The 23,727-nt window shown below is 52.6% G+C and carries 21 protein-coding genes and 1 riboswitch; of the genes, 14 read left to right on the forward strand and 7 right to left on the reverse strand.

What is annotated here, in order from left to right:
- The first annotated feature begins 15 nt into the window (after positions 1-15).
- On the forward strand, positions 16-1,239 hold the full coding sequence (locus tag AC0IWZ_RS02205) for an MFS transporter (protein WP_471678235.1): 1,224 nt from the start codon (positions 16-18) through the stop codon (positions 1,237-1,239).
- On the opposite strand, the gene AC0IWZ_RS02210 is transcribed toward AC0IWZ_RS02205, so the two are convergent.
- Together AC0IWZ_RS02210 and AC0IWZ_RS02215 are read right to left on the reverse strand one after the other, a co-directional pair.
- Complete coding sequence (locus AC0IWZ_RS02210) at positions 1,232-2,479, reverse strand: multifunctional CCA addition/repair protein (RefSeq protein WP_471678234.1); 1,248 nt, start codon at positions 2,477-2,479, stop codon at positions 1,232-1,234. The two genes, AC0IWZ_RS02205 and AC0IWZ_RS02210, sit on opposite strands and share 8 nt — an antisense overlap.
- A gap of 60 nt (positions 2,480-2,539) precedes the next feature.
- Positions 2,540-3,160: a TIGR04211 family SH3 domain-containing protein gene (locus AC0IWZ_RS02215; protein ID WP_115630971.1), complete on the reverse strand. Its 621-nt coding sequence runs from the start codon at positions 3,158-3,160 to the stop codon at positions 2,540-2,542.
- A 243-nt stretch (positions 3,161-3,403) separates the two neighbouring features.
- Between AC0IWZ_RS02215 and AC0IWZ_RS02220 the strand changes: the two genes are divergently transcribed.
- Genes AC0IWZ_RS02220 through hldE form a run of 3 tightly spaced genes read left to right on the forward strand, consistent with a single transcriptional unit; the run spans position 3,404 to position 9,068 of the window.
- The gene (locus AC0IWZ_RS02220) at positions 3,404-4,702 is read left to right on the forward strand and encodes a CYTH domain-containing protein (RefSeq protein WP_471678233.1); all 1,299 of its coding nucleotides are present in this window, start codon (positions 3,404-3,406) and stop codon (positions 4,700-4,702) included.
- Between the two features lie 30 nt (positions 4,703-4,732).
- Entirely contained in the window at positions 4,733-7,582 is a 2,850-nt protein-coding gene (glnE, locus tag AC0IWZ_RS02225; RefSeq protein WP_471679098.1) for a bifunctional [glutamate--ammonia ligase]-adenylyl-L-tyrosine phosphorylase/[glutamate--ammonia-ligase] adenylyltransferase, read from the forward strand.
- 55 nt (positions 7,583-7,637) lie between these two features.
- Positions 7,638-9,068, forward strand: a complete 1,431-nt coding sequence (gene hldE / locus AC0IWZ_RS02230; RefSeq protein WP_034493221.1) for a bifunctional D-glycero-beta-D-manno-heptose-7-phosphate kinase/D-glycero-beta-D-manno-heptose 1-phosphate adenylyltransferase HldE — start codon at positions 7,638-7,640, stop codon at positions 9,066-9,068.
- Between the two features lie 55 nt (positions 9,069-9,123).
- On the opposite strand, the gene ubiK is transcribed toward hldE, so the two are convergent.
- A complete protein-coding gene (gene ubiK / locus AC0IWZ_RS02235) occupies positions 9,124-9,408 on the reverse strand; it encodes a ubiquinone biosynthesis accessory factor UbiK (RefSeq protein WP_034493223.1) in 285 nt (94 codons plus the stop codon).
- Between the two features lie 134 nt (positions 9,409-9,542).
- Positions 9,543-9,690, forward strand: a riboswitch (FMN riboswitch).
- Between the two features lie 96 nt (positions 9,691-9,786).
- Between ubiK and ribB the strand changes: the two genes are divergently transcribed.
- Positions 9,787-10,440, forward strand: coding sequence for a 3,4-dihydroxy-2-butanone-4-phosphate synthase (ribB, locus tag AC0IWZ_RS02240; RefSeq protein ID WP_034493224.1), 654 nt, complete (start codon positions 9,787-9,789; stop codon positions 10,438-10,440).
- A 61-nt stretch (positions 10,441-10,501) separates the two neighbouring features.
- On the opposite strand, the gene zupT is transcribed toward ribB, so the two are convergent.
- Complete coding sequence (gene zupT / locus AC0IWZ_RS02245; RefSeq protein WP_471678232.1) at positions 10,502-11,269, reverse strand: zinc transporter ZupT; 768 nt, start codon at positions 11,267-11,269, stop codon at positions 10,502-10,504.
- Positions 11,270-11,468: 199 nt separating this feature from the next.
- Between zupT and ygiD the strand changes: the two genes are divergently transcribed.
- Positions 11,469-12,257: a 4,5-DOPA-extradiol-dioxygenase gene (gene ygiD, locus AC0IWZ_RS02250; protein ID WP_471678231.1), complete on the forward strand. Its 789-nt coding sequence runs from the start codon at positions 11,469-11,471 to the stop codon at positions 12,255-12,257.
- Between the two features lie 31 nt (positions 12,258-12,288).
- Here ygiD and AC0IWZ_RS02255 read toward each other — a convergent pair whose 3' ends face one another.
- From AC0IWZ_RS02255 to tolC, 3 genes are all read right to left on the reverse strand, one after another.
- Positions 12,289-13,449: a glutathionylspermidine synthase family protein gene (locus AC0IWZ_RS02255; RefSeq protein ID WP_034493231.1), complete on the reverse strand. Its 1,161-nt coding sequence runs from the start codon at positions 13,447-13,449 to the stop codon at positions 12,289-12,291.
- Between the two features lie 6 nt (positions 13,450-13,455).
- The gene (locus tag AC0IWZ_RS02260; RefSeq protein WP_471678230.1) at positions 13,456-14,130 is read right to left on the reverse strand and encodes a DUF1190 family protein; all 675 of its coding nucleotides are present in this window, start codon (positions 14,128-14,130) and stop codon (positions 13,456-13,458) included.
- Between the two features lie 159 nt (positions 14,131-14,289).
- Complete coding sequence (gene tolC / locus AC0IWZ_RS02265) at positions 14,290-15,789, reverse strand: outer membrane channel protein TolC (RefSeq protein ID WP_072011132.1); 1,500 nt, start codon at positions 15,787-15,789, stop codon at positions 14,290-14,292.
- 206 nt (positions 15,790-15,995) lie between these two features.
- Here tolC and nudF point away from each other — a divergent pair, with 206 nt between their 5' ends.
- The 8 genes from nudF to AC0IWZ_RS02305 all read left to right on the forward strand — a co-directional run bounded on the left by nudF (position 15,996) and on the right by AC0IWZ_RS02305 (position 23,717).
- Positions 15,996-16,628, forward strand: coding sequence for an ADP-ribose diphosphatase (gene nudF / locus AC0IWZ_RS02270; protein WP_034493236.1), 633 nt, complete (start codon positions 15,996-15,998; stop codon positions 16,626-16,628).
- A 2-nt stretch (positions 16,629-16,630) separates the two neighbouring features.
- Positions 16,631-17,053 (forward strand): DUF1249 family protein, encoded by a 423-nt coding sequence (locus AC0IWZ_RS02275; RefSeq protein ID WP_034493238.1) that lies wholly within the window; start codon positions 16,631-16,633, stop codon positions 17,051-17,053.
- A gap of 25 nt (positions 17,054-17,078) precedes the next feature.
- Positions 17,079-17,906, forward strand: a complete 828-nt coding sequence (cpdA, locus tag AC0IWZ_RS02280; protein ID WP_471678229.1) for a 3',5'-cyclic-AMP phosphodiesterase — start codon at positions 17,079-17,081, stop codon at positions 17,904-17,906.
- Positions 17,906-18,481, forward strand: coding sequence for an esterase YqiA (gene yqiA, locus AC0IWZ_RS02285; RefSeq protein WP_471678228.1), 576 nt, complete (start codon positions 17,906-17,908; stop codon positions 18,479-18,481). The genes cpdA and yqiA overlap by 1 nt, the downstream gene beginning before the upstream one ends.
- 44 nt (positions 18,482-18,525) lie before the next feature.
- Positions 18,526-20,421 (forward strand): DNA topoisomerase IV subunit B, encoded by a 1,896-nt coding sequence (parE, locus tag AC0IWZ_RS02290; RefSeq protein ID WP_034493246.1) that lies wholly within the window; start codon positions 18,526-18,528, stop codon positions 20,419-20,421.
- Positions 20,422-20,606: 185 nt separating this feature from the next.
- A complete protein-coding gene (locus AC0IWZ_RS02295; RefSeq protein ID WP_471678227.1) occupies positions 20,607-21,287 on the forward strand; it encodes an N-acetylmannosamine-6-phosphate 2-epimerase in 681 nt (226 codons plus the stop codon).
- A gap of 13 nt (positions 21,288-21,300) precedes the next feature.
- Positions 21,301-22,176, forward strand: coding sequence for an N-acetylmannosamine kinase (gene nanK, locus AC0IWZ_RS02300; protein WP_471678226.1), 876 nt, complete (start codon positions 21,301-21,303; stop codon positions 22,174-22,176).
- A 59-nt stretch (positions 22,177-22,235) separates the two neighbouring features.
- Positions 22,236-23,717, forward strand: a complete 1,482-nt coding sequence (locus AC0IWZ_RS02305; RefSeq protein WP_471679097.1) for a sodium:solute symporter family protein — start codon at positions 22,236-22,238, stop codon at positions 23,715-23,717.
- The last annotated feature ends 10 nt before the right edge of the window (positions 23,718-23,727 follow it).

The raw sequence follows: 23,727 nt of genomic DNA on the forward strand, positions 1-23,727 counted from the left end.
ACGGACGATGTTGAAATGACCCTAACCACTCCCTTCCCGGATGCATCACAAAGCCACCGCCAGCCGTTGGCCGTTCTGGCGTGTGCCTTTTTCCTTTGGGGCTGCCTGACCAGCATCAACAGTGTATTGATCCCGTTTTTCTATCACTACTTTTCACTGACCTACCGTGATGCAATGCTGGTCAACGTGGCGTTCTATCTGGCTCCCTTCGTGGCGTGTTTGCCTTGCTCGGCACTCATGGCGCGTCTGGGTTACAAAATGACGTTGATACTGGCCGTGGGGTTTGCCGCTCTGGGTTGTTTGCTGATGGCGCTGGCGATGTGGCTGGTGACGTTTTCGCTGGTACTGGCGGCGATATTCATCCTGGCTATGGGGGTCGCAGCAATGCAGGTGGTGGCGAATCCCTACGTCACGCGGTTAGGGCCGCCAGAAACGGCGGCGGGGCGGTTGAGTCTGGCCTCGGCGATTAACTCCACGGGTACCACGGTTGCACCGCTGCTGGTGGCAAGCCTGTTGGTCATCTTCCCGGTAAGTCTGAGTGCGCATCAGGAGCCAGTACGCTGGCTTTTCCTGGGGCTTGCCGCTCTGACATGTGGATTAATTGTCGTGTTGTATACCCGCCATCTGCCTGATTTTCGTCAGTTACAGATGCAGCGATTGAGCCAGCGCACCAGTGCGTTATTCGGCGAGTCTCACTTTGTGATGGGGTTGCTGGCGATTGGCACCTATGTTGGCGTGGAGGTAGCGATTGGGACGACCGCCCTGAGTTATCTCAGCGATAAGTCGCTCGGGAGCCTCGATTTGCAACAGGCGACTTCGCTGATTGCAATTTACTGGGGCGGTTCGCTTGCCGGGAGAATGTTGTACGGCCTGGTTGCGCATCGCGTGAATGCTATCTGCGCATTCCGTATTGCGACCGTCATGGCAGGCATCCTGGTGATCGCTGCTATAGGGTTCGCAAACCTGTGGGGAGGCGTGTGTTTACTGCTGGTGGGTTTAATGAATTCGCTGATGTACCCGGTGATTTTCGCCCAGAGCGTGCGCAATCTGGGCGATAAAACCAGCCTCGCTTCTGCTTTTCTGATTATGGCAGGAATTGGCGGTGCAATATTGCCGTTCCTGCAAGGCTGGATGGTAGACGTCATCGGCTTACGGTTAAGTTTTTTACTGCCTTGCGCTGGGTATTTAGTGTTGATGGGGGTTGGCCTGAAAATGCGCCAACCATCGGCAATCAGCTAGCCGCAGGGGTTGTCAGCCCTGCTTCTTTTTTCCATGCTTCAACAGCGGCTATACGGCGGCGATTCAGCTCAGTGCGAATCGCCGGGCCGCTGAACCCATCATCGAGCACTTCTTTATTGGTCACACTTTTCGCTGCAACCCACGCTGCTCGCAGTAATCTGCCCTGAGGGTAATCGCTGGCTTCAAAACCGGTGCGCCCACGCGCGTCAGCCTCGCTGGTTAATGCGACTTGCTCAACGCGATGGGGTTTACGCCATGCGTCGATAGCATCGAACAATTTGACGATAGTTTTCGGCTGCAAAATGGAAATCGTGTGGATGAGGTCGTGATACTCGGCAACCAGTTTGGCAAGGTCGCGGATTTCATTGGGCACGCGCATACGCTGGCACAATTGCTCGACAAGTTTCACACCCGCTGGGCCATGCCCGTGATGGCGCGGCCAGAACTCTTTGGGCGTTAAACCTTTACCGAGGTCATGGCATAACGTGGCAAAGCGCACGTCAACTTCCGGGCTAAGCTGCGCGGCAATCGACAGCGTCATCAATACATGAATGCCCGTGTCAATTTCCGGATGCCATTTTTCTGGCGCAGGGACGCCAAACAGCGCGTCGATTTCCGGGAACAACACTTTCAGTGCGCCACATTTGCGCAGCACATCGAAATAAACCTGAGGGTTACGGCTGGTGAGCGCATTTTCCGTCTCTTTCCAGACGCGTTCTGGTGTGAGGTGCTCAAGTTCGCCATTGGCGGCCATTGAGGACATCAGTGCCTGGGTTTCCGGGGCAATCTGGAAATTAAGATGGGCGTAACGTGCAGCAAATCGCGCGACGCGTAACACGCGCAACGGATCTTCATTGAAAGCAGGGGAAACATGACGCAGCTGGCGTTTTTCGATATCTGCTCGCCCGTTGTACGGGTCGATATACTCGCCGTGTTCGTCCTGGGCAATCGCGTTGATGGTCAAATCGCGGCGCAGCAAGTCTTGCTCAAGCGTGACATCAGGCGCGGCATAACAGGTAAAACCTGTGTATCCCTGGCCTGATTTACGCTCGGTACGCGCTAACGCATATTCTTCACGCGATTGAGGGTGAAGAAACACCGGGAATTCTTTCCCAACCTGCTGGTAGCCTGCATCCAGCATTTCTTGCGGTGTTGCTCCAACCACGACCCAATCTTTATCTTTGACCGGTATGTTCAACAACCCATCACGCACTGCACCACCGACCAGATAAATCTTCACGCTTTAATGCCCCTGCATCCAATTACGATAATATCTAAGTGTAGGATACAGGGTTGAAGATTAGTTCATCCAGCGGTCTTTCTTCTTACGGCTTGGGATCATGTGTGGCAACAACAGGCCGAGCAGTAGACCGAAACCAGCGACACCGCCGCCGTACATGAACCATTGCATAATAATGGCGCGTTGTTTGTCATCGAGCTGTACGTTGGCGGCATCCACTTTTTTCTTCGCCACGATCAACTGATTTTTAAGCTGTTGATTTTCTTCTTTCAGACCGGCAATCACGCTGTCGCTTTGCGCCACTTTTTGCTGCATATCCGCAGTACGCTGATTCCAGGTGGTATCAATATTCGTGAGTTTGTCAGTCAGCGTTTTGACCTGGTTTTCAAGGTCAGGCACACGAGTGCGCAGGCTTGGTGTGGTGCTAAGTTGCGCCAGTGGGATCCAGGAAGTGCGACCATTCGCATCGCGAACCTGGCCGTATTTGGTTTCTTCATTACTGGAAAGCAGAGTCACTTCTTCACCCGCATTGACGGTGCCAAGCAAGCGATAATTATCCCCAGGACCACTACGCACCCAGGTATTTAATTCATCAGATACGTAACGTTTTTCATCGGCATGAGCCACAACAGAAACGCTAAGAGAGAGCAAAGTAAGGCAAATTAGGCGGAATTTGTGCATGATTTCGTCGTTATTGTCATAAATAGTGGAACGATAGTAGTGGCATCAGTCTGACGGCGCAATCCGTAAACCTGAATGGGAATCATCCTGGTGTGAATTTGACCAACTACTCGCGGCAAATGGCCCGTCAAAATACGCGCCACTCATGGTAATTTGGCGAAAAATATTATCTACTGACAACCATCATACGATTAAGTTCTCCGGGCTTTCGCCCGATGTGACCCAACTAAAAGTAAAAAGACGATGACCCAAGAAATCGAACTCAAATTTATTGTGAATCCCGTTGCCCTGGATTCTCTTCGTAACACCTTAAACGCACTCGAAAGCCAGCACAGCGAACCTCGCCAGTTGCTCAACATCTATTATGAAACGGCGGACAATCTGCTGCGTCGTCACGATATGGGGCTGCGCATTCGCGGAGATAATGGCCGCTATGAAATGACGATGAAAATTGCTGGCCGTGTCATTGGCGGGCTGCATCAACGCCCGGAATACAACGTTGAGCTGACATCACCGGAACTGGCACTCGCGCAGTTCCCGGCAGAGGTCTGGCCGGAAGGTATTTCCCCGGACGAAATACAGTCACAGCTTAATCCTTTATTCAGCACTGATTTTGCCCGTGAAAAATGGGTCGTTACGCACGGTAAAAGCCGTATCGAACTGGCACTGGATTTAGGTGAAGTAAAAGCGGGTGAACAGGTTGAGCCTTTATGTGAGCTGGAGCTTGAGCTGCTGGAAGGTGAAACCGCGGATGTTCTGGATTTTGCTAAACAACTGGTTGCGCAGCCGGGTCTGCGCCAGGGTAGCCTGAGCAAAGCTGCGCGCGGGTATCACCTGGTACACGGTAATGCCGAGCGTGAAATCAAACCGTTAACCGTCCTGCGTGTTGCACCAAAAGCGACGGTAGAACAGGGGCTGAAAGGCTCACTCGAACTGGTTCTTTCTCACTGGCAATATCACGAAGAGTTGTGGCTGCGCGGCAACGGCAAAGCGAAAGCTCAGGTTCTGGAAGCGGTTGGCCTTGTGCGTCATGCCCTGGCATTGTTTGGCGGCGTTATCCCGCGCAAGGCGAGCACACAATTGCGTGAGCTGGCGGCCACTTACGAAACTATGCTGGCGACCGATCTCAAAGCGCCTGAACTGGCATTCAGCGCCGAAAGTAGCCAGGCCAAACTGGCTCTGACCGAATGGCTCGTTGGACGCCAATGGCAGAAATTTACTGACGAAAAAGCCAACGTTAAACTGGCGGGTTCGTTTAAGCGTTTTGCGGATACTCATCTTTCGCGCCACGCCGCAGAACTGAAAGAAACTTTCCAGCGTCCGTTGGGCGATAGCTACGCCGATCAGTTACCACGCCTGGCGCGTGAAACCGGCTCTATCCGCTTGCTGGCGGGCGTCTATGACGACGCGAAAACTCAACCATGGCTTGATAACTGGCAAGGGCTGCGTCACGCCATTGCCACTCGCCAACAAGTTGAAATCGAACATTACCGTAATGAAGCTATTTCGCAGGCTCCGTTCTGGCTGCATAGCGGTAAATAGTCACCATCGTTTCTTAGGGATACGACCATGATGTCGCAAGCGCCACTATTACAGCAGCATTTGCAGGCGGCGCTGGCGCGTCTGCCACACGAGATTGACCGCCAGACACTCAGCCCTGAAGCTCAGGCTGTGCTGGCGTTTAGTGACTTTGTTTGTGACAGCATGGCGGCTCACCCCGCATGGATAGTGGAGATTGAGCAATCACCTCCGCTGGCCGACGAATGGCAGAACTATGCGGCCTGGTTGCAACAAGAGTTACAGGGGGTCGATAGCGAACCCGCGCTAATGGCCGCACTGCGCCTGTTCCGTCGCCGCATGATGGTGAGAATTGCCTGGGCGCAGGCTCTACAACAACTCCCGACAGAAAGCTCGCTGAAGCAACTGAGTGTGTTAGCGGAAACGCTGATTATTGCTGCTCGTGACTGGCTGTATGCCGCATGCTGCCGCGAGTTTGGCACGCCTTGTAACCAGGCCGGGGTGGCGCAACCACTCATGATCCTCGGGATGGGCAAGCTGGGCGGCGGCGAGCTGAACTTCTCCTCTGATATTGACCTGATTTTTTCCTGGCCTGAAAACGGCTCCACACAAGGTGGGCGGCGTGAACTCGATAACGCGCAGTTCTTTACCCGCCTCGGCCAACGGCTGATTAAAGTTCTCGACCAACCCACGCAAGACGGCTTTGTCTATCGCGTTGACATGCGCCTGCGCCCGTTTGGTGACAGTGGCCCGTTGGTGGTGAGCTATGCCGCACTGGAAGATTATTACCAGGAGCAAGGCCGCGACTGGGAACGCTACGCGATGGTCAAAGCCCGTATTATGGGCGATAGCGACGACGTCTGGAGCCAGGAGCTGCGCAACATGCTGCGGCCTTTTATTTTCCGTCGCTACATCGATTTCAGCGTCATTCAGTCGCTGCGTAATATGAAAGGGATGATTGCCCGCGAAGTCCGTCGCAGAGGGCTGACCGACAACATCAAACTTGGCGCGGGCGGCATTCGTGAAACCGAGTTTATCGTCCAGGTATTCCAGTTGATTCGCGGTGGGCGAGAGCCGTCGTTGCAATCTCGTTCTTTGCTACCCACGCTGGAAGCGATCCAACAATTGCACCTGTTGCCGGAAGGCGATGCGGCCAAAATGAAAGAGGCGTATTTGTATCTGCGTCGCCTCGAGAACTTACTGCAAAGCATCAATGACGAACAGACTCAAACATTGCCGGGCGATGATCTGAACCGTGCGCGGCTGGCGTGGGGCATGAACGCGCAGACCTGGGATGAATTGCAAGAAACACTGCAAGGCCACATGAGCGCGGTGCGTCAGGTATTTAACGACTTGATTGGCGACGATGAGCCGGAACCGGGCGAGGATAAACTCGCTGAAGCGTGGCGCGAGCTGTGGCAGGACGCGCTGGATGCAGATGCCAGTACGCCCGTACTTGAGCATTTAACGCCAGATGCGCGTGCCGAAGTGTTACGCCTGGTGAGTGATTTCCGCCAGGATACCGATAAGCGCACCATTGGCCCGCGTGGCCGCCAGGTTCTGGATCAACTGATGCCGCGTCTGCTCTGCGAAGCCTGTTCGCGCAGCGATGCTCCATTGCCGTTATCACGCCTAACGCCGCTGCTGCTCGGCATTGTAACGCGAACCACTTATCTTGAGCTGCTGACGGAATACCCTGGGGCGCTGAAACACCTGATTACGCTGTGCGCCGCCTCGCCGATGATTGCCAGTCAGTTAGCGCGTTACCCGTTGCTGCTCGACGAACTGCTCGACCCGAACACGCTGTACCAACCTACCGCCACCGACGCCTATCGCGACGAGCTGCGGCAGTATTTGCTGCGCGTGCCTGATGACGATGAAGAACAGCAGCTCGAAGCCTTGCGCCAGTTCAAGCAGGCGCAGTTGCTGCGCGTCGCTGCCGCCGATATCACCGGCACCTTGCCAGTGATGAAAGTCAGCGACCATTTGACCTGGCTTGCGGAAGCCATGATTGATGCCGTTGTGCAACAAGCGTGGGTGCAGATGGTTGGGCGTTACGGCCAGCCAAAACATCTACAGAACCGTGAAGGGCGCGGATTCGCTGTTGTCGGCTACGGCAAACTTGGCGGCTGGGAACTGGGTTACAGTTCCGATCTGGATTTAGTATTCCTGCACGATTGCCCGTCAGATGTAATGACAGATGGCGAACGCGAAATTGACGGCCGCCAGTTCTATTTGCGCCTCGCGCAACGCATCATGCACCTGTTCAGCACACGAACCTCATCGGGCATTTTGTATGAAGTCGACGCGCGTTTGCGCCCGTCTGGTGCGGCGGGCATGCTGGTGACTACCGCTGAAGCCTTCGCTGATTACCAACAAAATGAAGCCTGGACCTGGGAGCATCAGGCCCTGGTGCGGGCGCGTATCGTGTATGGCGATCCGCAACTGAAACAGGAATTTGATGCCATTCGCCGCAAGATTTTATGTGTTCCACGCGAAGGCGAAAAACTCCAGACCGAAGTGCGGGAAATGCGCGAAAAAATGCGTGCGCATCTGGGCGGGAAAACCCGTGAACGCTTTGATATTAAAGCCGATGAAGGCGGGATTACTGATATCGAATTTATCACCCAATATCTGGTGTTACGTTATGCGGCACTGGCCCCAAAACTGACACGCTGGTCTGATAATGTGCGCATTCTGGAATTAATGGCGCAAAACGACATCATGAGTGATGACGAAGCGAAAGCGCTGACGCATGCTTATGTCACGCTACGCGATGAGCTTCACCACCTTGCGTTGCAGGAGCTACCAGGAAACGTGGCCATGGAGACTTTCACTCAGGAACGCGAACAGGTTCTGAGAAGCTGGCACACGTGGCTCAGTGAGCCGCAAACACGCGCATAAGATTAATTGTGATATTATCCGCGACAAAATTTTATCCCTCTCTGGAGAGTCAGGAATGAAAGTAACGCTGCCCGAATACAGCCGTGCAGGCGTCATGGTAGTTGGTGATGTGATGCTGGATCGCTACTGGTATGGCCCTACAAGCCGCATTTCCCCGGAAGCGCCGGTACCGGTCGTGAAAGTCGATACCATTGAAGAACGTCCAGGTGGTGCAGCCAACGTGGCGATGAACATTGCTTCTTTGGGGGCCAATTCGCGCCTGGTGGGCCTGACGGGCATCGACGATGCAGCACGTGCGCTCAGCCAAACGCTGGCGGGTGTCAACGTTAAATGCGATTTCGTCTCTGTGCCGACTCATCCGACAATCACCAAACTGCGTGTACTTTCCCGCAACCAGCAACTGATTCGCCTCGACTTCGAAGAGGGTTTTGAGGGCGTTGACCCGGAGCCACTGCACGAACGTATCAGCCAGGCGCTGCCGCACATTGGTGCGCTGGTGCTTTCTGACTACGCAAAAGGCGCATTAGCAAGCGTGCAGCAAATGATTTGCCTTGCGCGTGCGGCAAACGTTCCTGTGCTGATTGACCCGAAAGGAACTGATTTCAATCGTTATCGCGGCGCAACGCTGCTGACACCAAATCTCTCTGAATTTGAAGCGGTCGTCGGCAAGTGTAAGAGCGACGAAGAGCTGGTGGAGCGTGGTATGAAGCTGATTGCTGAGTACGATCTTTCTGCTCTGCTGATCACGCGTTCTGAACACGGTATGACGTTATTGCAGCCAGGTATCAAGCCGTTCCATCTGCCGACTCAGGCCCAGGAAGTTTACGATGTGACCGGTGCGGGTGATACCGTGATTGGCGTGTTGGCGGCAACGCTTGCCGCGGGTAATTCACTCGAAGAAGCGTGTTTCTTTGCAAATGCGGCAGCAGGCGTAGTCGTTGGCAAACTGGGGACTTCTACGGTTTCCCCGATTGAGCTGGAAAACGCAGTGCGTGGGCGTGCCGATTCAGGTTTTGGTGTAATGACCGAAGCGGAGCTGAAAGTCGCTGTGGCGAATGCACGTAAACGCGGTGAGAAAGTCGTGATGACCAACGGCGTGTTTGACATTCTTCACGCGGGTCACGTTTCTTATCTGGCAAATGCTCGCAAGCTTGGCGACCGACTGATTGTTGCGGTCAACAGCGATGCTTCTACCCGACGTCTGAAAGGCGAAACTCGCCCAGTGAACCCGCAGGATCAACGTATGATCGTGCTAGGTGCGTTGGAAGCCGTGGATTGGGTCGTATTGTTTGAAGAAGACACACCGCAGCGTTTAATCGGCGAAGTGTTGCCTGATTTGCTGGTCAAAGGTGGCGATTACAAACCGGATGATATCGCCGGGAGTAAAGAAGTCTGGGCTAACGGTGGTGAGGTGATGGTGCTGAACTTTGAAGATGGTTGTTCAACCACCAACATCATTAAAAAGATTCAGAGCCACGAGGCGTAAGCCACGAAATTGAGTCTCTACCACGCAAAGTAAAACGCCCCAGCCGGGGCGTTTTTTACATCTGCGGTTCTGTTGGCGGTGCGACATCCGGAGCCTGAACGCTACGGCTTTCCAGTTCGCTCAAACGCTGTTCCAGTAATGCCAGTTTTTCGCGAGTGCGCAGTAGCACTTGCGTCTGCACATCAAATTCTTCACGGCTAACCAGGTCCAGACGCGTTAACTGTGACTGTAAAACCTGGCGAACTTTCTTCTCGACATCATCCCCGAATTCACGAATCCCTTTCGGCATTGACTCGTGGACCTGGCGAGCTATCTGTTCAATTTTTTTCGGGTCAATCATAGCGGCTTCCATAATCTTACGGGATTGTCTTACGGTATTAGCATTAATTGTAATGCCTGCGAGCCTCCTTAGAAACCCGAAATGTTCTAAGGTTTGGCGTTGCCAGAGAAAATCATCGGCGTTATAGTAAGTCTGCTTATTCTCAGGGCGGGGTGTAACTCCCCACCGGCGGTAAATCAGCGAACGCTGAAAGCCCGCGAGCGCTCCAGAGCAATCTGGAGGTCAGCAGATCCGGTGTAATTCCGGAGCCGACGGTTATAGTCCGGATGGGAGAGAGTAACGACTAAGCTCAAGCTTTTAAGCCTGCTCACGTTATTTTTATAGCTCCTAAGACTGCCCTGATTCTGGTAACCATAATTTTAATGAGGTTTTTTTACCATGAATCAGACGCTCCTTTCTGCATTTGGCACCCCTACACAGCGCGTAGAACACGCTCTTGAAGCACTACGTGAAGGCCGCGGGGTTATGGTTCTTGACGATGAAGATCGCGAGAACGAAGGCGACATGATTTTCCCTGCGGAAACCATGACCGTTGAGCAAATGGCTCTGACCATTCGCCACGGTAGCGGTATTGTTTGCCTGTGCCTGACTGAAGAACGCCGTAAACAACTCGAATTGCCAATGATGGTTGAGAACAACACCAGTGCCTATGGCACCGGGTTTACTGTGACTATCGAAGCTGCAACCGGTGTGACTACCGGTGTTTCTGCCGCAGACCGTATTACCACTGTTCGTGCCGCCATTGCTGATGGCGCAAAACCAAGCGACCTGAACCGCCCGGGACACGTATTCCCGCTGCGTGCTCAGCCTGGTGGCGTGTTAACTCGCGGTGGCCACACTGAAGCGACTATCGATTTAGTGACGCTTGCTGGCTTCAAACCTGCCGGTGTGCTGTGCGAACTGACCAACGACGACGGCACTATGGCGCGTGCACCTGAGTGCATCACCTTTGCCCGTGAGCACAACATGGCTGTGGTGACGATTGAAGACCTGGTGGAATACCGTCAGGCTCATGAACGCAAAGCCAGCTAACATTTATCTAAGAAAGTTAAGCTAAAAAGCAAAAAGCCCGGTTTCTACACCGGGCTTTTTTTCAACCAATCCCATTGGTTTGCAATAACGTCAGGCTAAACCCCATCACTGCCATACCGCAAAGTACGCCATAACTCGGGTTGTTGTGCGGGTCTATTTCTTTAGCAAGCGGCATCAGTTCATCCACCGACAGCGCAACCATAATACCTGCCACGGCGGCCATAATGGCAGCCATAAGAACCGGCGAAACCATCGGGCCTAAAATCAACCAGGCCAGCACACCACCCAGGATTTCGGCAAGTCCTGAAATCCCCGCCCAAAAAATAGCTTTTCGTTTCGAGCCGGTAGCCGCGTAAACCGGGCCTGCAACGGCTAAACCTTCAGGAATGTTATGCAACGCTACGGCAAGTGCTATCCCCATTCCTAATTCCAGATTGCTGCTGGCCGTCACGAAAGTTGCAACGCCTTCCGGGAAGTTATGCAAACTAATGCCGAGTGTCAGCAACAGCGCCGTGCGACGCAAATTGCGAGGCTGCGGTTTGCTGTCCATTAAATCTTGCGGATGTGCATGGGGCAGGGCGCGGTCAAGGGCGAAATAGCCCAACAGACCCACCATGAACATACCGTAGCCCAACACAGGCGACATTCCTTCGGTGCGAAGCGCGGCAGGCAGCATCTCCATCAACGAGATAAGCAGCATAATGCCGGCTGCAAAACCGAGGGAAAATGCCAGCACACGGTTTGATGGCTTCTGGCCAAGCACGCCAAGAAAAGCGCCAATGAAAGTGGCTCCCCCGGCTAATAGGGTCAGGATCAAGGGTACTGACATTTACCACTCCTTTTGATAATGATTCTCATTCATATTAATGGGCGACGTGATAAAAATCGAGAGCCAGTTGAGAAGCTTTACACATCGCTTACATTCAAATTTCCTGAAGATCTTCATCATGCTTATCTGAGTTCTTCATAACGCAAAAACGCGTACTGTAGTTTTCATAAACTGAATGACCTGATTAAAGGACACCACCATGACAATTCAACGAATGCCTGCGCTGTTCCTCGGACACGGTAGCCCAATGAACGTGCTGGAAGATAACCAATATACCCAGGCATGGCGCCATTTGGGAGAGACCTTACCGCGCCCGAAAGCAATTGTGGTGGTATCTGCGCACTGGTTCACTAAAGGCACGGGTGTTACGGCAATGGAAACGCCAAAAACCATCCATGATTTCGGTGGTTTCCCGCAGGCTCTCTACGATACTCATTATCCGGCACCCGGTTCGCCTGAGATTGCCCAGCAGTTAGTCGACTTACTGGCTCCTGTTCCGGTAATGCAGGATAAAGAAGCCTGGGGATTTGACCATGGCTCCTGGGGCGTGCTTATTAAGATGTACCCGAATGCTGATATTCCCATGGTGCAGCTCAGTATCGACAGCACGAAACCAGCCGCATGGCATTTTGAAATAGGCCGCAAGCTGGCGACGCTGCGCGATCAGGGCATTATGCTGATTGCCAGTGGCAACGTGGTTCATAACCTGCGCACTGCACGCTGGCACGGTGAAAATACGCCGTATCCCTGGGCTGAGTCGTTTAACCAGTACGTGAAAGATAATCTCACATGGCTTGGGCCAGTCGCTGAACACCCGTTGGTGAACTATCTCCAGCATGAAGGCGGCTCGTTATCAAACCCAACAGCCGATCATTACTTGCCGTTGTTGTATGTCCTGGGGGCGTGGGATGGCAAAGAGCCGATTACGCTGCCGACAGACGGTATTGAGATGGGATCGTTAAGTATGCTTTCAGTTCAGATCGGTTAGCTAAAGGCGCGAATTTCGCGCCTTTAATTTATTACTCTACAAACACATGCGGATAGAAACGTGATAGATCCTGAGTGATTAATTCTCGATCTTCACGAATGCCGATCCCCGCCGGTTGATCGTTGATGAGCCAGCTTCCGATCAGCACATAACTATCGCCGAATTTAGGCAACTGATAGAACTGCTGGACGATCATGCCTTCTTCGCCGTATGGGCCATCGACACGGGCAATTTCTTCGCCGTTTTCGATGATCTTCACATTTGCACCTTCGCGAGAGAAGATAGGCTTCACGACATACTTATCCATCTGTGGATAGTTATCTTCGGCGAAATAAGCAGGCAGCAAGTTGGGATGGTCCGGGAACATTTCCCACAGCATTGGCAGTAATGCTTTGTTGGAGATAATGCTCTTCCAGGCAGGTTCCAGCCAGCGAACGCCAGCATCTTCGAGTTTGGTGGAGAACATTTCACGCAGCATGAATTCCCACGGATAGAGCTTGAACAGGTTACTGATAACCTGATCCTGCAAATCCGTGAACTGGCCTTTCTCGCCTAAACCGATGTCTTCCATGTAGACGAATTCGCTCGCCACTTCTGCTTCGGCTGCGCAGTCTTGCAAATACTGGACGGTGCCGCGATCTTCTACGGTGTCCTGGCAGCAGGCAAAATGCACCAGATTAAAGCCGTGCTGTTGTTTTAACTCAGCAAAACGCTCGATCAGCTTTTCTTGCAGGCTGTTGAACTGATCGCTTCCCGCCGGGAGATTCCCAGCCTGAACCTGATCTTCAAGCCAGATCCACTGGAAGAATGCCGCTTCATACAAAGAGGTTGGCGTATCGGCGTTATTTTCCAGAAGTTTAGGTTCGCCCACGCCATCCCACGCGATATCAAGACGCGAGTAAAGTGATGGCTGCTGGGTACGCCATGACTGGCGCACAAACTCCCAGGTGTGTTTAGGGATGCGGAATTTAGCCAGCAGCTCATCACTACTCACGACTTTTTCGACAACCTTCAGACACATTTGATGCAGTTCAGCAGTTACTTCTTCCAGGCGTTCAACCTGTGGAAGCGTCAGCTGGTAATAAGCGTCTTCACACCAGTACGGCTCGCCATACATGGTGTGGAAGTTGAAACCGTATTCTGTGGCTTTCTCGCGCCAGTCCGGGCGCTCAGTAATCGCAATTCTTTCCATAATTTCTTAGCCACCCATGGAGCGAGAAGAACCTGTTGCGCTGCTGCTGCGTTGCATCGTCGATTGTTTCGCTACGGAGTCACCAAAACCGCCACGAGTCACTGTGCTGGTGGTCGCAGGTTTTGGTGCCATCGCTGTTTTAGGGACGGTCGCGGTGCGGCCTGGCGTTGCTGCACCATAGCTCTTGCCGCTGGCATCAGCATATTTGCCGTAAGCCGGACTTGCCGGGTTTTTGGAGGTGAACAGAGGTTGCTGTGCAAAGCCTGCACCGCCGCCCATCAGGCGACCCATCATATAACCTGCCATTAACGGCATCCAGAAACTGCCGCTTTGCTGCGGCTGTGCCTGAGCTTGCTCACCCGCCATGCTCGCTTGAGCTGGAGCCTGCTGACATTGGCCTTCGCCAAACTCAGCGATACATTCTTCGCGCGATGCATATTTAGGAGCAGTGCGTTCTGCTTCTTTCAGCGCGTTATTAAACGCGGTTGTACATTCGGCACTTTTGCCTGGATTGGCTTGTGAGCAGTCATCCGCGTTTTGATACATGGAGACTGTTTCGTCATTTTGTTCGCAACCGGCAAGCATAAACACAGCGGTAACTGCCAGTGCGACCGGCGTCAAATGGCGTGCGTTCCAGCTTTTGCGGAACGATGCGTGATTTATGATTTTTGTCCGTTTCATTATTCTGTCCTGAGCCCAGTGGTTATGGTGCTTAGAATAGGGGATGAATGGTTGAAATTAAAGCGATGACGGCCGTTTGGAGGGAGATCTTTACTTTGCCTTACGTTCGAGTGCGTAAGTTGTGATGGGGGCATGTTGTCATGCCCCCGAGAACTATGATCAGTTAGCGAATGGGTTAGCTGATTTTTTGCTTGTTGCTGAAGCTGGAGTCGCTTTTGCAGGCGTCGCAGTCTCAGTGGTCGCTGCTGTGTCAGCAGTATAACCATCAGCGCGCGCATTCTGGTCTGGTGTTTCTGGAGCAACACTTTCAGCTGTTGTTGGCACTGGTTTACCCAGCGTTCCGTTCAACGCAACAAGGTCCTGTTCGTTAAGCGTACCCAATGCGGCCTTGATGTTCAGCTGGTTGATCAGGTAGTTATAACGAGCGCTGGAGAGCTGTTGTTTTGCGTTATACAGCGTAGTGGTCGCATCCAACACATCAACGATGGTACGCGTACCCACGGAATAGCCAGCTTCAGAGGCATCTAAAGAGCTTTGGGCAGAGACAACCGCTTGTTTGTAAGCGTTGATAGTACTGATAGACGCGTTCACGTTGTTAAACGAAGAACGAACCGTTTGCACCACGCTACGGTGTGCGCTTTCCAGTTGCTCACTCGCACCAACAAAGTTGTATTGCGCTTGTTTCACCTGGGAAGTCACCGAACCGCCGCTATACAGTGGCAGCGAGAAGTTCAGGCCGATTTTATTCTGGCCAATGTTGCTGTCGTTATATGCCTGGCTGCTAGTGGTGGTTTTAGAACCACTATAAGTGGTATCAGATACGCCTGTAGAAGCGGTTAAACCCACGGTTGGCATATGGCCGGTTTCTGCGTAGCGGATTTGCTCGCGAGCTAAGTCTTGAGACAGACGAGCTTGCAGCAAGGCCAGGTTACGCTTTTCTGCTTCTTTCAGCAGATTATTCACCGCATCAGGCTTATTGGTTTTGAAGCCATCAACATTGAGCGAAGCCAGAGACGGATAGTAGTTACCAGTCACCTGGCGCAGCGTTTCTACTGAGTTATCCAGGTTGTTACGCGCAGTCACTTCGTCTGCTAATACGCTATCGTATTGCGCACGGGCGTTCTGCACGTCGGTAATAGCAACCAGGCCAACGTTAAAGCGTTGAGTCGTTTGGTCTAACTGGCGGTAAATAGCCTGCTTCTGCGCTTCAGTGAAGGACAGTGCATCAATGGCGCTCAGCACATTAAAATAGGCCGTCGCAGTATTCAGAATCAGCGTTTGTTGATCGGTCTGATAAGTGACGTCTTGAATACCGGCAGATTTTTCTTGTAGGGTCAGCGCACGCCATTTCGACATATCAAAAATGGTTTGCGTCAACTGCAAAGAGCCACTGGTTTGGCTGGAGTCGATGCCATTCGAATCATTGAAACCATTAGTGTATTCATAATCGGCACCAAGGCCGAGCTGCGGCAGTAATGGGCTGCGTGCTTCGTTAATTTTTTCGAATGCGGCATCACGGTCAGCAGCGGATTTACGTAGGTCCGGGTTGCTTACACGTGCCTGCTGATAAACCTGCATCAGGTTTTCTGCCTGGCTCATGGCACTGAAACCCGTTAGGCTCAGACCGATAAGAATTGGGAGCAGTTTCTTCATTTGCATTCCTTGTTGTGAAGCAGAATATTGTTTGTTAGCGCTGACAAGAGCCGAAAATGATCGCCGATTCTAGCAGAGTCTGCCAGCTGGGCTGCTTGGCGTAATGTGCCATCTGCCCTTAATTTTCATCAATCTACCACATAGCAAATGAAACGGCAGTCAAACTGGCTTGAAATTACGCACTCGTGACCATAAAAAATCAGGAAATTACTATGACTGAGCAAAACCCTCAACTTGTCACGTTAGGGAAAAACGATGTTGAAATTATTGCACGGGAAACGCTTTATAGCGGTTTTTTTTCGTTGGATCTTTATCGATTCCGCCATCGCTTGTTTAATGGCGAAATGAGTGGTGAAGTCCGACGTGAAATTTTAGAACGCGGTCATGCCGCAGTGCTGCTACCCTATGACCCTGTGCGAGACGAAGTTGTATTGATACAACAGATTCGTATTGCAGCGTATGACACCAGCGAAAGCCCATGGTTACTGGAGCTGGTGGCCGGAATGATTGAAGAAGGTGAAAGCGTCGAAGACGTTGCGCGCCGTGAGGCCGTAGAAGAAGCCGGGCTGTCTGTTGGTCGTACAAAACCGGTTATCAACTACCTGGCAAGCCCGGGTGGCACCAGCGAACGTTTATCTATTCTCGTTGGGGAAGTCGATTCGACAACCGCTACGGGCATACATGGTCTGGCAGATGAAAACGAAGATATTCGGGTTCATGTCGTGAGCCGGGAACAGGCTTATCAGTTAGTAGAAGAAGGGAAAATCGACAACGCGGCTTCAGTCATCGCACTGCTTTGGCTGCAATTGCATCATAAGAAATTAAGAGAAGAGTGGAAGAAATAAACATGAAGCGCTACACACCTGACTTCCCTGAAATGATGCGCCTGTGCGAAACCAATTTTGCGCAACTTCGACGCCTGCTTCCTCGTCTTGACGAGGTGGGAGAAAAGGTCACTTATCAGGTCAGTAGCGCCCAGTATCGGCTCACCATTCTTGAGTCGACTCGTTACACAACGCTTGTGCAAATTGAACAAACCGTCCCGGCGATAAGCTACTGGAGCCTGCCGTCAATGTCCGTCAGGCTTTATCATGACGCTATGGTCGCGGAAGTGTGTTCAAGTCAGCAGATCTTTCGTTTCAAAGCACGTTATGATTATCCTAATAAAAAGTTGCATCAACGCGACGAAAAGCATCAAATTAACCAGTTTCTGGCCGATTGGCTGCGGTATTGTTTAGCGCATGGAGCGATGGCGGTTCCGGTTTGTTAGTGAGGGTGAAACCTAAGGACACCATTTGGAAAGCCTGTTAAATCTTCCTGTGGCCGGTGGGGGCCAGATCAGGATCTTGCAAATTACAGATACCCACCTGTTCTCTGGAAAGGACGAAACGCTGCTTGGTATCAATACCTGGATGAGCTATCAGGCGGTAATTGACGCCATCCTCGCCGAGCAGCGTCATTATGATCTTATTGTTGCCACTGGGGATTTAGCCCAGGATCACAGCGCGGAAGCCTACCAACATTTTGTTGAAGGCATTGCGGAGATTCCTGCGCCCTGTGTTTGGTTGCCGGGCAATCATGATTTCCAACCCGCGATGTTCAGCTCGTTGCTGGAAGCGGGAATTTCACCTGCGAAACAGGTTTTCCTCGGGGATAGCTGGCAGATTCTCATGCTCGACAGCCAGGTCTTTGGGGTTCCGCATGGTGAACTGAGCGATTATCAGCTCGACTGGCTGGAGCGTAAGCTCGCCGGAGCGCCTGAGCGGCATACCCTCTTACTTTTGCATCACCACCCGGTTCCGGCAGGCTGTAGCTGGCTGGATCAACACAGCCTGCGTAACGCCGCAGAGTTGGATAACGTGCTGCAGAAATTCCCGAAAGTGAAAACGTTGGTGTGTGGTCACATTCACCAGGAGTTAGATCTCGACTGGAATGGCCGCCGGATGCTGGCAACGCCGTCTACATGCGTCCAGTTTAAGCCGCATTGCGCGAACTTCACCCTCGACACCATTGAGCCAGGTTGGCGCTGGCTTGAACTTCATCCAAACGGTGAGGTGACTACTGAGGTTTGCCGCCTGAAAGGAGCGGTATTTAACCCTGATACCGCTTCAGAAGGGTATTGATGTCTACGCTACTTTATCTCCACGGCTTCAACAGTTCGCCGCGTTCAGCCAAAGCCACCAGCTTTAAAGCGTGGCTTGCGCACCATCACCCGCATATCAACATGGTGATACCGGAACTCCCGCCGTATCCTGCCGATGCAGCAGAATTGCTGGAGTCGTTAGTGCTGGAACACGGCGGTGAGCCGCTGGGCGTTGTCGGTTCCTCTTTGGGGGGCTATTACACCACCTGGCTGTCGCAATGTTTCATGCTGCCAGCGGTTGTGGTCAACCCGGCAGTACGGCCTTTTGAATTGCTGGTCGATTATCTCGGCACCAACGAGAACCCCTACACCGGGCAGCAATATGTGCTAGAGTCACGCCATATTTACGATCTTAAAGTCATGCAAGTGGACCCGTTAGAAGCGCCAGATCTCATCTGGTTATTGCAACAAACGGGTGACGAAGTGCTTGATTATCGCCAGGCGGTGGCATACTACACCCCCTGTCGCCAGACGGTAGAATCCGGTGGCAATCACGCCTTTGTAGGCTTCGAAGATTATTTCACACAGATAGTCGACTTCCTTGGCCTGCACTGAGGCCTGATGTCGGATTCTTGTTTCGCAATCTGAACGAATAAACCATGACGCAATCCAGTTATAACGCCGATGCCATTGAGGTACTCACCGGGCTTGAGCCTGTTCGCCGCCGGCCCGGGATGTACACCGACACCACCCGTCCAAACCATTTGGGCCAGGAAGTCATTGATAACAGCGTGGATGAAGCGCTGGCAGGCCATGCGAAGCGTGTTGATGTTATTCTCCATGCCGATCAGTCATTAGAAGTCATTGATGACGGGCGCGGTATGCCGGTTGATATCCACCCGGAAGAGGGCGTTCCGGCGGTCGAACTTATTCTTTGTCGCCTGCATGCGGGCGGTAAATTCTCCAACAAAAACTATCAGTTCTCTGGCGGCTTGCACGGCGTCGGCATCTCTGTGGTTAACGCCTTGTCCAAACGTGTTGAAGTCACCGTGCGCCGCGACGCGCAGGTTTACAGCATCGCGTTTGAAAACGGCGACAAAGTACAAGAACTGGCGGTCATCGGCACCTGTGGTAAACGCAACACCGGTACTAGTGTTCACTTCTGGCCAGACGCTTCGTTCTTCGACAGCCCACGTTTCTCAGTTTCCCGTTTAAGCCATCTGCTCAAAGCCAAAGCGGTGCTTTGCCCGGGTGTGGAAATCACCTTTACCGACAAAGTGAACAACACCGAGCAACGCTGGTGTTATCAGGATGGTCTGCAAGACTATCTGTGCGAAGCGGTAAACGGCCTGCCTACGCTTCCGGAAAAGCCATTTGTCGGCAACTTTGCTGGTGACGTTGAGCAAGTAGACTGGGCGCTGTTATGGCTGCCAGAAGGTGGCGAGCTGTTGACGGAAAGCTACGTCAACCTGATCCCAACTATGCAGGGCGGCACGCACGTCAACGGTTTGCGCCAGGGCCTGCTTGATGCGATGCGCGAGTTTTGCGAATACCGCAATATTTTGCCACGTGGCGTCAAACTCTCAGCGGAAGATATCTGGGAACGCTGTGCCTACGTGCTCTCCGTGAAGATGCAGGATCCGCAGTTTGCCGGGCAAACCAAAGAGCGTCTGTCATCGCGCCAGTGTGCTGCGTTCGTTTCTGGCGTTGTCAAAGATGCCTTCAGCCTGTGGCTGAACCAGAATATCCAGATTGCGGAACAACTCGCAGAACTGGCGATTTCCAGCGCCCAGCGCCGCATGCGTGCCGCCAAAAAAGTGGTGCGTAAAAAACTGACCAGCGGCCCGGCACTGCCTGGCAAACTGGCCGATTGCTCGGCGCAAGATTTGAGCCGTACTGAACTGTTCCTCGTGGAAGGGGATTCCGCAGGCGGTTCCGCGAAACAGGCCCGCGACCGCGAATATCAGGCGATCATGCCGCTCAAAGGTAAGATCCTGAATACGTGGGAAGTTTCTTCCGACGAAGTTCTGGCCTCGCAAGAAGTACACGATATTTCTGTGGCGATCGGTATCGATCCTGACAGCGAAGATCTGAGCCAATTGCGCTACGGCAAAGTCTGTATCCTTGCGGATGCGGACTCCGATGGTTTGCACATCGCCACTCTGTTGTGTGCCCTGTTCGTGCGCCACTTCCGATCGCTGGTTCGCGGTGGACACGTTTATGTTGCGATGCCGCCTTTGTACCGTATCGATCTGGGCAAAGAAGTTTATTACGCTCTGGACGAAGAAGAAAAAGCGGGCGTGCTCGAGCAACTTAAACGTAAAAAAGGGAAGCCAAACGTGCAGCGCTTTAAAGGGCTGGGCGAAATGAACCCGCTGCAATTACGTGAAACCACGCTCGATCCAAACACTCGTCGCCTGGTGCAGCTCACCATTGATGATGAAGACAACGACAAAACCATGGCCATCATGGATATGCTGTTGGCGAAAAAGCGTTCCGAAGATCGTCGCAATTGGCTGCAAGATAAAGGCGATATGGCGGATATTGAAGTTTAATCATCGCTCTCGGAAATCAGGATCAACGGCTGCAAAGCGTTGATCCTTTTTTTTGCCTGAAGTTCTTTCTCCCCCGCGTTATGACTCCCTTCACATTTTTCCTGATTGTCGCTTGAAATAGTAATACTCCATCCGCTATTCTTTTTTGGAGTTAAACTTCATTTTGATGTGAAAGGCGGAGCAGAATGTCACTACTAGCAAAATTAGATAACAGCGTGCGTGAATGTGGCGGACTTATTGTCTCTTGCCAGCCAGTTCCAGGCAGTCCGATGGACCGCCCTGAAATTGTGGCTGCAATGGCGCAGGCTGCGGTGAATGCAGGTGCGGTCGCCGTTCGCATTGAAGGCATCGAAAATCTCAATGCGGTGCGCCCGCTGATTTCTGTTCCCATCATCGGCATTATCAAACGCGACCTGGAAGACTCTGCTGTGCGTATTACGCCTTTCTTGCAGGATGTGGATGCGCTCGCGAAAGCGGGGGCGGATATTATCGCGTTTGATGCCACTTTCCGCCCGCGCCCGGCGGCTATCGACGAACTCATTGCGCGTATTCACCACCACGGTTTACTCGCGATGGCAGATAGCTCAACGGTTGAAGAGGGGCTGAATTGCCAGCAACAAGGTGTTGAAATCATTGGTACTACTATGTCTGGCTACACCAGCGCGGTGACGCCACACGAACCCGATCTGGTGATGGTGTCTGAACTGAGCAATGCAGGCTGCCGCGTCATCGCAGAAGGACGCTACAACTCCCCTGAACTGGCCGCCCAGGCTATCGACCACGGTGCATGGGCTGTGACCGTCGGTTCTGCCATCACGCGTATTGAACATATTTGCCATTGGTTCAGTGATGCCGTTAAGCGCTAAACCGGAGAAAACAATGAACACACTTGCCATTGATATCGGCGGCACCAAACTGGCTGCGGCACTCATTAACTCAGCTCTGGAAATCTCGCAGCGCATGGAAATCCCAACGCCTGCGAACGCGGAACCACAAGCGCTGGAGCAGGCATTAGCGCAATTAGTTGAGGCTTATCAAGGGAAAGCGCAGCGTGTGGCGGTGGCATCAACCGGTATCATTGATAAGGGCATTCTCACTGCGCTGAACCCAGATAACCTTGGCGGGCTGAACCATTTCCCATTGCAGGCCATTGTAGAAAAATATACCGGCCTGCCGTGCGTTGTGCTCAACGATGCCCAAGCTGCCGCGTGGGCTGAATATTGTCATTTGTCGGCACAATTCAAGCACGTCACGTTTATCACCGTTTCTACCGGCGTCGGTGGCGGCATCGTCATCAATGGTGAGTTATTAATCGGTCCACATGCCTTTGCAGGTCATATCGGCCACATTCAGGCCGATCCGAATGGCCCACGTTGTGGATGCGGGCGCGTGGGTTGTGTTGAAGCTATTGCTTCCGGGCGTGCCATCGCGGCGGGAGCCACTCAAGAACTCGAGGGTGGAAATGCCCGCGAAATTTTTGCTCAGGCTCTATCGGGCAACTTACAGGCACAACAGCGAGTCGCGCGCTCGGCGCAGGCCATCTGCCAGTTAATCGCCAATCTTAAAGCGCTACTCGACACCGAATGTATCGTGCTCGGCGGAAGTGTGGGTCTGGCGAAGGGTTATCGCCAGCAGGTTGAACATCAGCTCGCGCAACTTCCACTGGCATTCCGGGTTCCCGTTTACTCCGCGCATTATCAACACGATGCAGGGTTAATGGGGGCCGCACTCTGGTCAGAACATCTCGTCATCTGAAAATTTATAAATTCAGATAGATACCTCATCCCTACAATAACCATAAGCAGGAAAGTGCCATCATGACTCACTCTTTCGGCATCTTTAACTACCTTGTTCTTTTCGGCTATTTACTGGCTATGATGCTAGTCGGTGTTTACTTCTCAAAGCGCCAGAAAACGGCAGATGATTATTTCCGTGGCGGTGGCCGCATCCCCGGCTGGGCTGCGGGTGTCAGCGTGTTTGCCACTACACTAAGTTCGATTACGTTTATGTCGATCCCAGCCAAAGCTTTTACGTCGGACTGGACGTTTATCCTCGGCCAATATCTGGCGATAGCGATTTTGCCTCTGGTGTTTTACTTCTACATTCCCTTCTTCCGTAAGTTAAAAGTCACTTCCGCTTACGAATATCTGGAAGCCCGCTTTGATGTGCGCAGCCGCTTGTTTGCCAGCGTCTCATTTATGCTGTTTCACATTGGCCGCATCGCCATTATTACCTTCTTAACCGTGCTGGCCCTGCGCCCGTTTATCGGCATTGATCCGGTCGTTCTGGTGCTCTTGATTAGCGTGATGTGCATTATTTATACCTGGATGGGCGGTATCGAAGGCGTTATCTGGACGGATGTGATTCAGGGGCTATTGCTCTCAGGCAGTGCCGTTCTCATTTTCGTGGTGATTTGCTTCAAAGTGCAGGGCGGCGTCGGTGAGATCTTCACGGTCACTCAGCATGCCGATAAATTCTTCCCGGCCTCACAGTTCCGCTGGAGCTGGACTGAAAGCACAGTGCCTGTGCTGATGATTGGTTTCCTGTTTGCCAATATTCAGCAATTTACCGCCAGTCAGGATGTGGTTCAGCGTTATATCGTTACCGACTCCATTGAAGAAACCAAAAAGACGCTGCTCACCAACGCCAAACTGGTCGCCGTTGTTCCTATCTTCTTCTTCGCGATTGGTTCGGCACTGTTTGTTTACTACCAGCAAAACCCAACGTTGTTACCGGCGGGCTTTAACATTGGCGGCATCTTACCGCTGTTCGTCGTGACAGAAATGCCACCGGGTATTGCAGGTCTGATTATCGCTGCGATTTTTGCCGCCGCGCAGTCCAGCATTTCGAGCAGCCTGAACAGTATCTCCAGTTGCTTTAACTCTGATATTTACCAGCGCCTGAGCCGTCAGAAAAGAACGCCGGAAAAAAGCATGCGCATGGCCAAGCTGGTCATCCTGATTGCGGGAATACTCAGCAGCGCTGCGACTGTCTGGCTGGTGATGGCGGATGAATCAGAAATCTGGGATGCGTTTAACAGCCTGATTGGCCTGATGGGCGGCCCAATGACAGGCCTGTTTATGCTGGGTATTTTCTGCAAGCGTGCCAATGCCGGTAGTGCGGCACTCGGTATTGTGGTGAGTATTGTGGCGGTGTTAGCCGCGCGCTATGCCACTGACCTGAACTTCTTCTTCTACGGTGTGATTGGCTCGCTGAGTGTAGTTATCAGCGGCGTTATTTTCGCGCCATTATTTGCTTCAGCGCCGCCACTGACGCTTGATGAATCACGTGAGTAAAAGGTGAAAC

This window comes from Buttiauxella sp. AC142 (assembly GCF_979253435.1).

Bases quoted from the DNA above. Each gene is read 5' to 3' on its own strand.
- AC0IWZ_RS02205 (WP_471678235.1), top strand. From the start codon at position 16: ATGACCCTAACCACTCCCTTCCCGGATGCATCACAAAGCCACCGCCAG.
- AC0IWZ_RS02215 (WP_115630971.1), bottom strand. From the start codon at position 3,160: ATGCACAAATTCCGCCTAATTTGCCTTACTTTGCTCTCTCTTAGCGTT.
- AC0IWZ_RS02220 (WP_471678233.1), top strand. From the start codon at position 3,404: ATGACCCAAGAAATCGAACTCAAATTTATTGTGAATCCCGTTGCCCTG.
- glnE (WP_471679098.1), top strand. From the start codon at position 4,733: ATGTCGCAAGCGCCACTATTACAGCAGCATTTGCAGGCGGCGCTGGCG.
- hldE (WP_034493221.1), top strand. From the start codon at position 7,638: ATGAAAGTAACGCTGCCCGAATACAGCCGTGCAGGCGTCATGGTAGTT.
- ubiK (WP_034493223.1), bottom strand. From the start codon at position 9,408: ATGATTGACCCGAAAAAAATTGAACAGATAGCTCGCCAGGTCCACGAG.
- ribB (WP_034493224.1), top strand. From the start codon at position 9,787: ATGAATCAGACGCTCCTTTCTGCATTTGGCACCCCTACACAGCGCGTA.
- zupT (WP_471678232.1), bottom strand. From the start codon at position 11,269: ATGTCAGTACCCTTGATCCTGACCCTATTAGCCGGGGGAGCCACTTTC.
- ygiD (WP_471678231.1), top strand. From the start codon at position 11,469: ATGACAATTCAACGAATGCCTGCGCTGTTCCTCGGACACGGTAGCCCA.
- AC0IWZ_RS02255 (WP_034493231.1), bottom strand. From the start codon at position 13,449: ATGGAAAGAATTGCGATTACTGAGCGCCCGGACTGGCGCGAGAAAGCC.
- AC0IWZ_RS02260 (WP_471678230.1), bottom strand. From the start codon at position 14,130: ATGAAACGGACAAAAATCATAAATCACGCATCGTTCCGCAAAAGCTGG.
- tolC (WP_072011132.1), bottom strand. From the start codon at position 15,789: ATGCAAATGAAGAAACTGCTCCCAATTCTTATCGGTCTGAGCCTAACG.
- nudF (WP_034493236.1), top strand. From the start codon at position 15,996: ATGACTGAGCAAAACCCTCAACTTGTCACGTTAGGGAAAAACGATGTT.
- AC0IWZ_RS02275 (WP_034493238.1), top strand. From the start codon at position 16,631: ATGAAGCGCTACACACCTGACTTCCCTGAAATGATGCGCCTGTGCGAA.
- yqiA (WP_471678228.1), top strand. From the start codon at position 17,906: ATGTCTACGCTACTTTATCTCCACGGCTTCAACAGTTCGCCGCGTTCA.
- parE (WP_034493246.1), top strand. From the start codon at position 18,526: ATGACGCAATCCAGTTATAACGCCGATGCCATTGAGGTACTCACCGGG.
- AC0IWZ_RS02295 (WP_471678227.1), top strand. From the start codon at position 20,607: ATGTCACTACTAGCAAAATTAGATAACAGCGTGCGTGAATGTGGCGGA.
- nanK (WP_471678226.1), top strand. From the start codon at position 21,301: ATGAACACACTTGCCATTGATATCGGCGGCACCAAACTGGCTGCGGCA.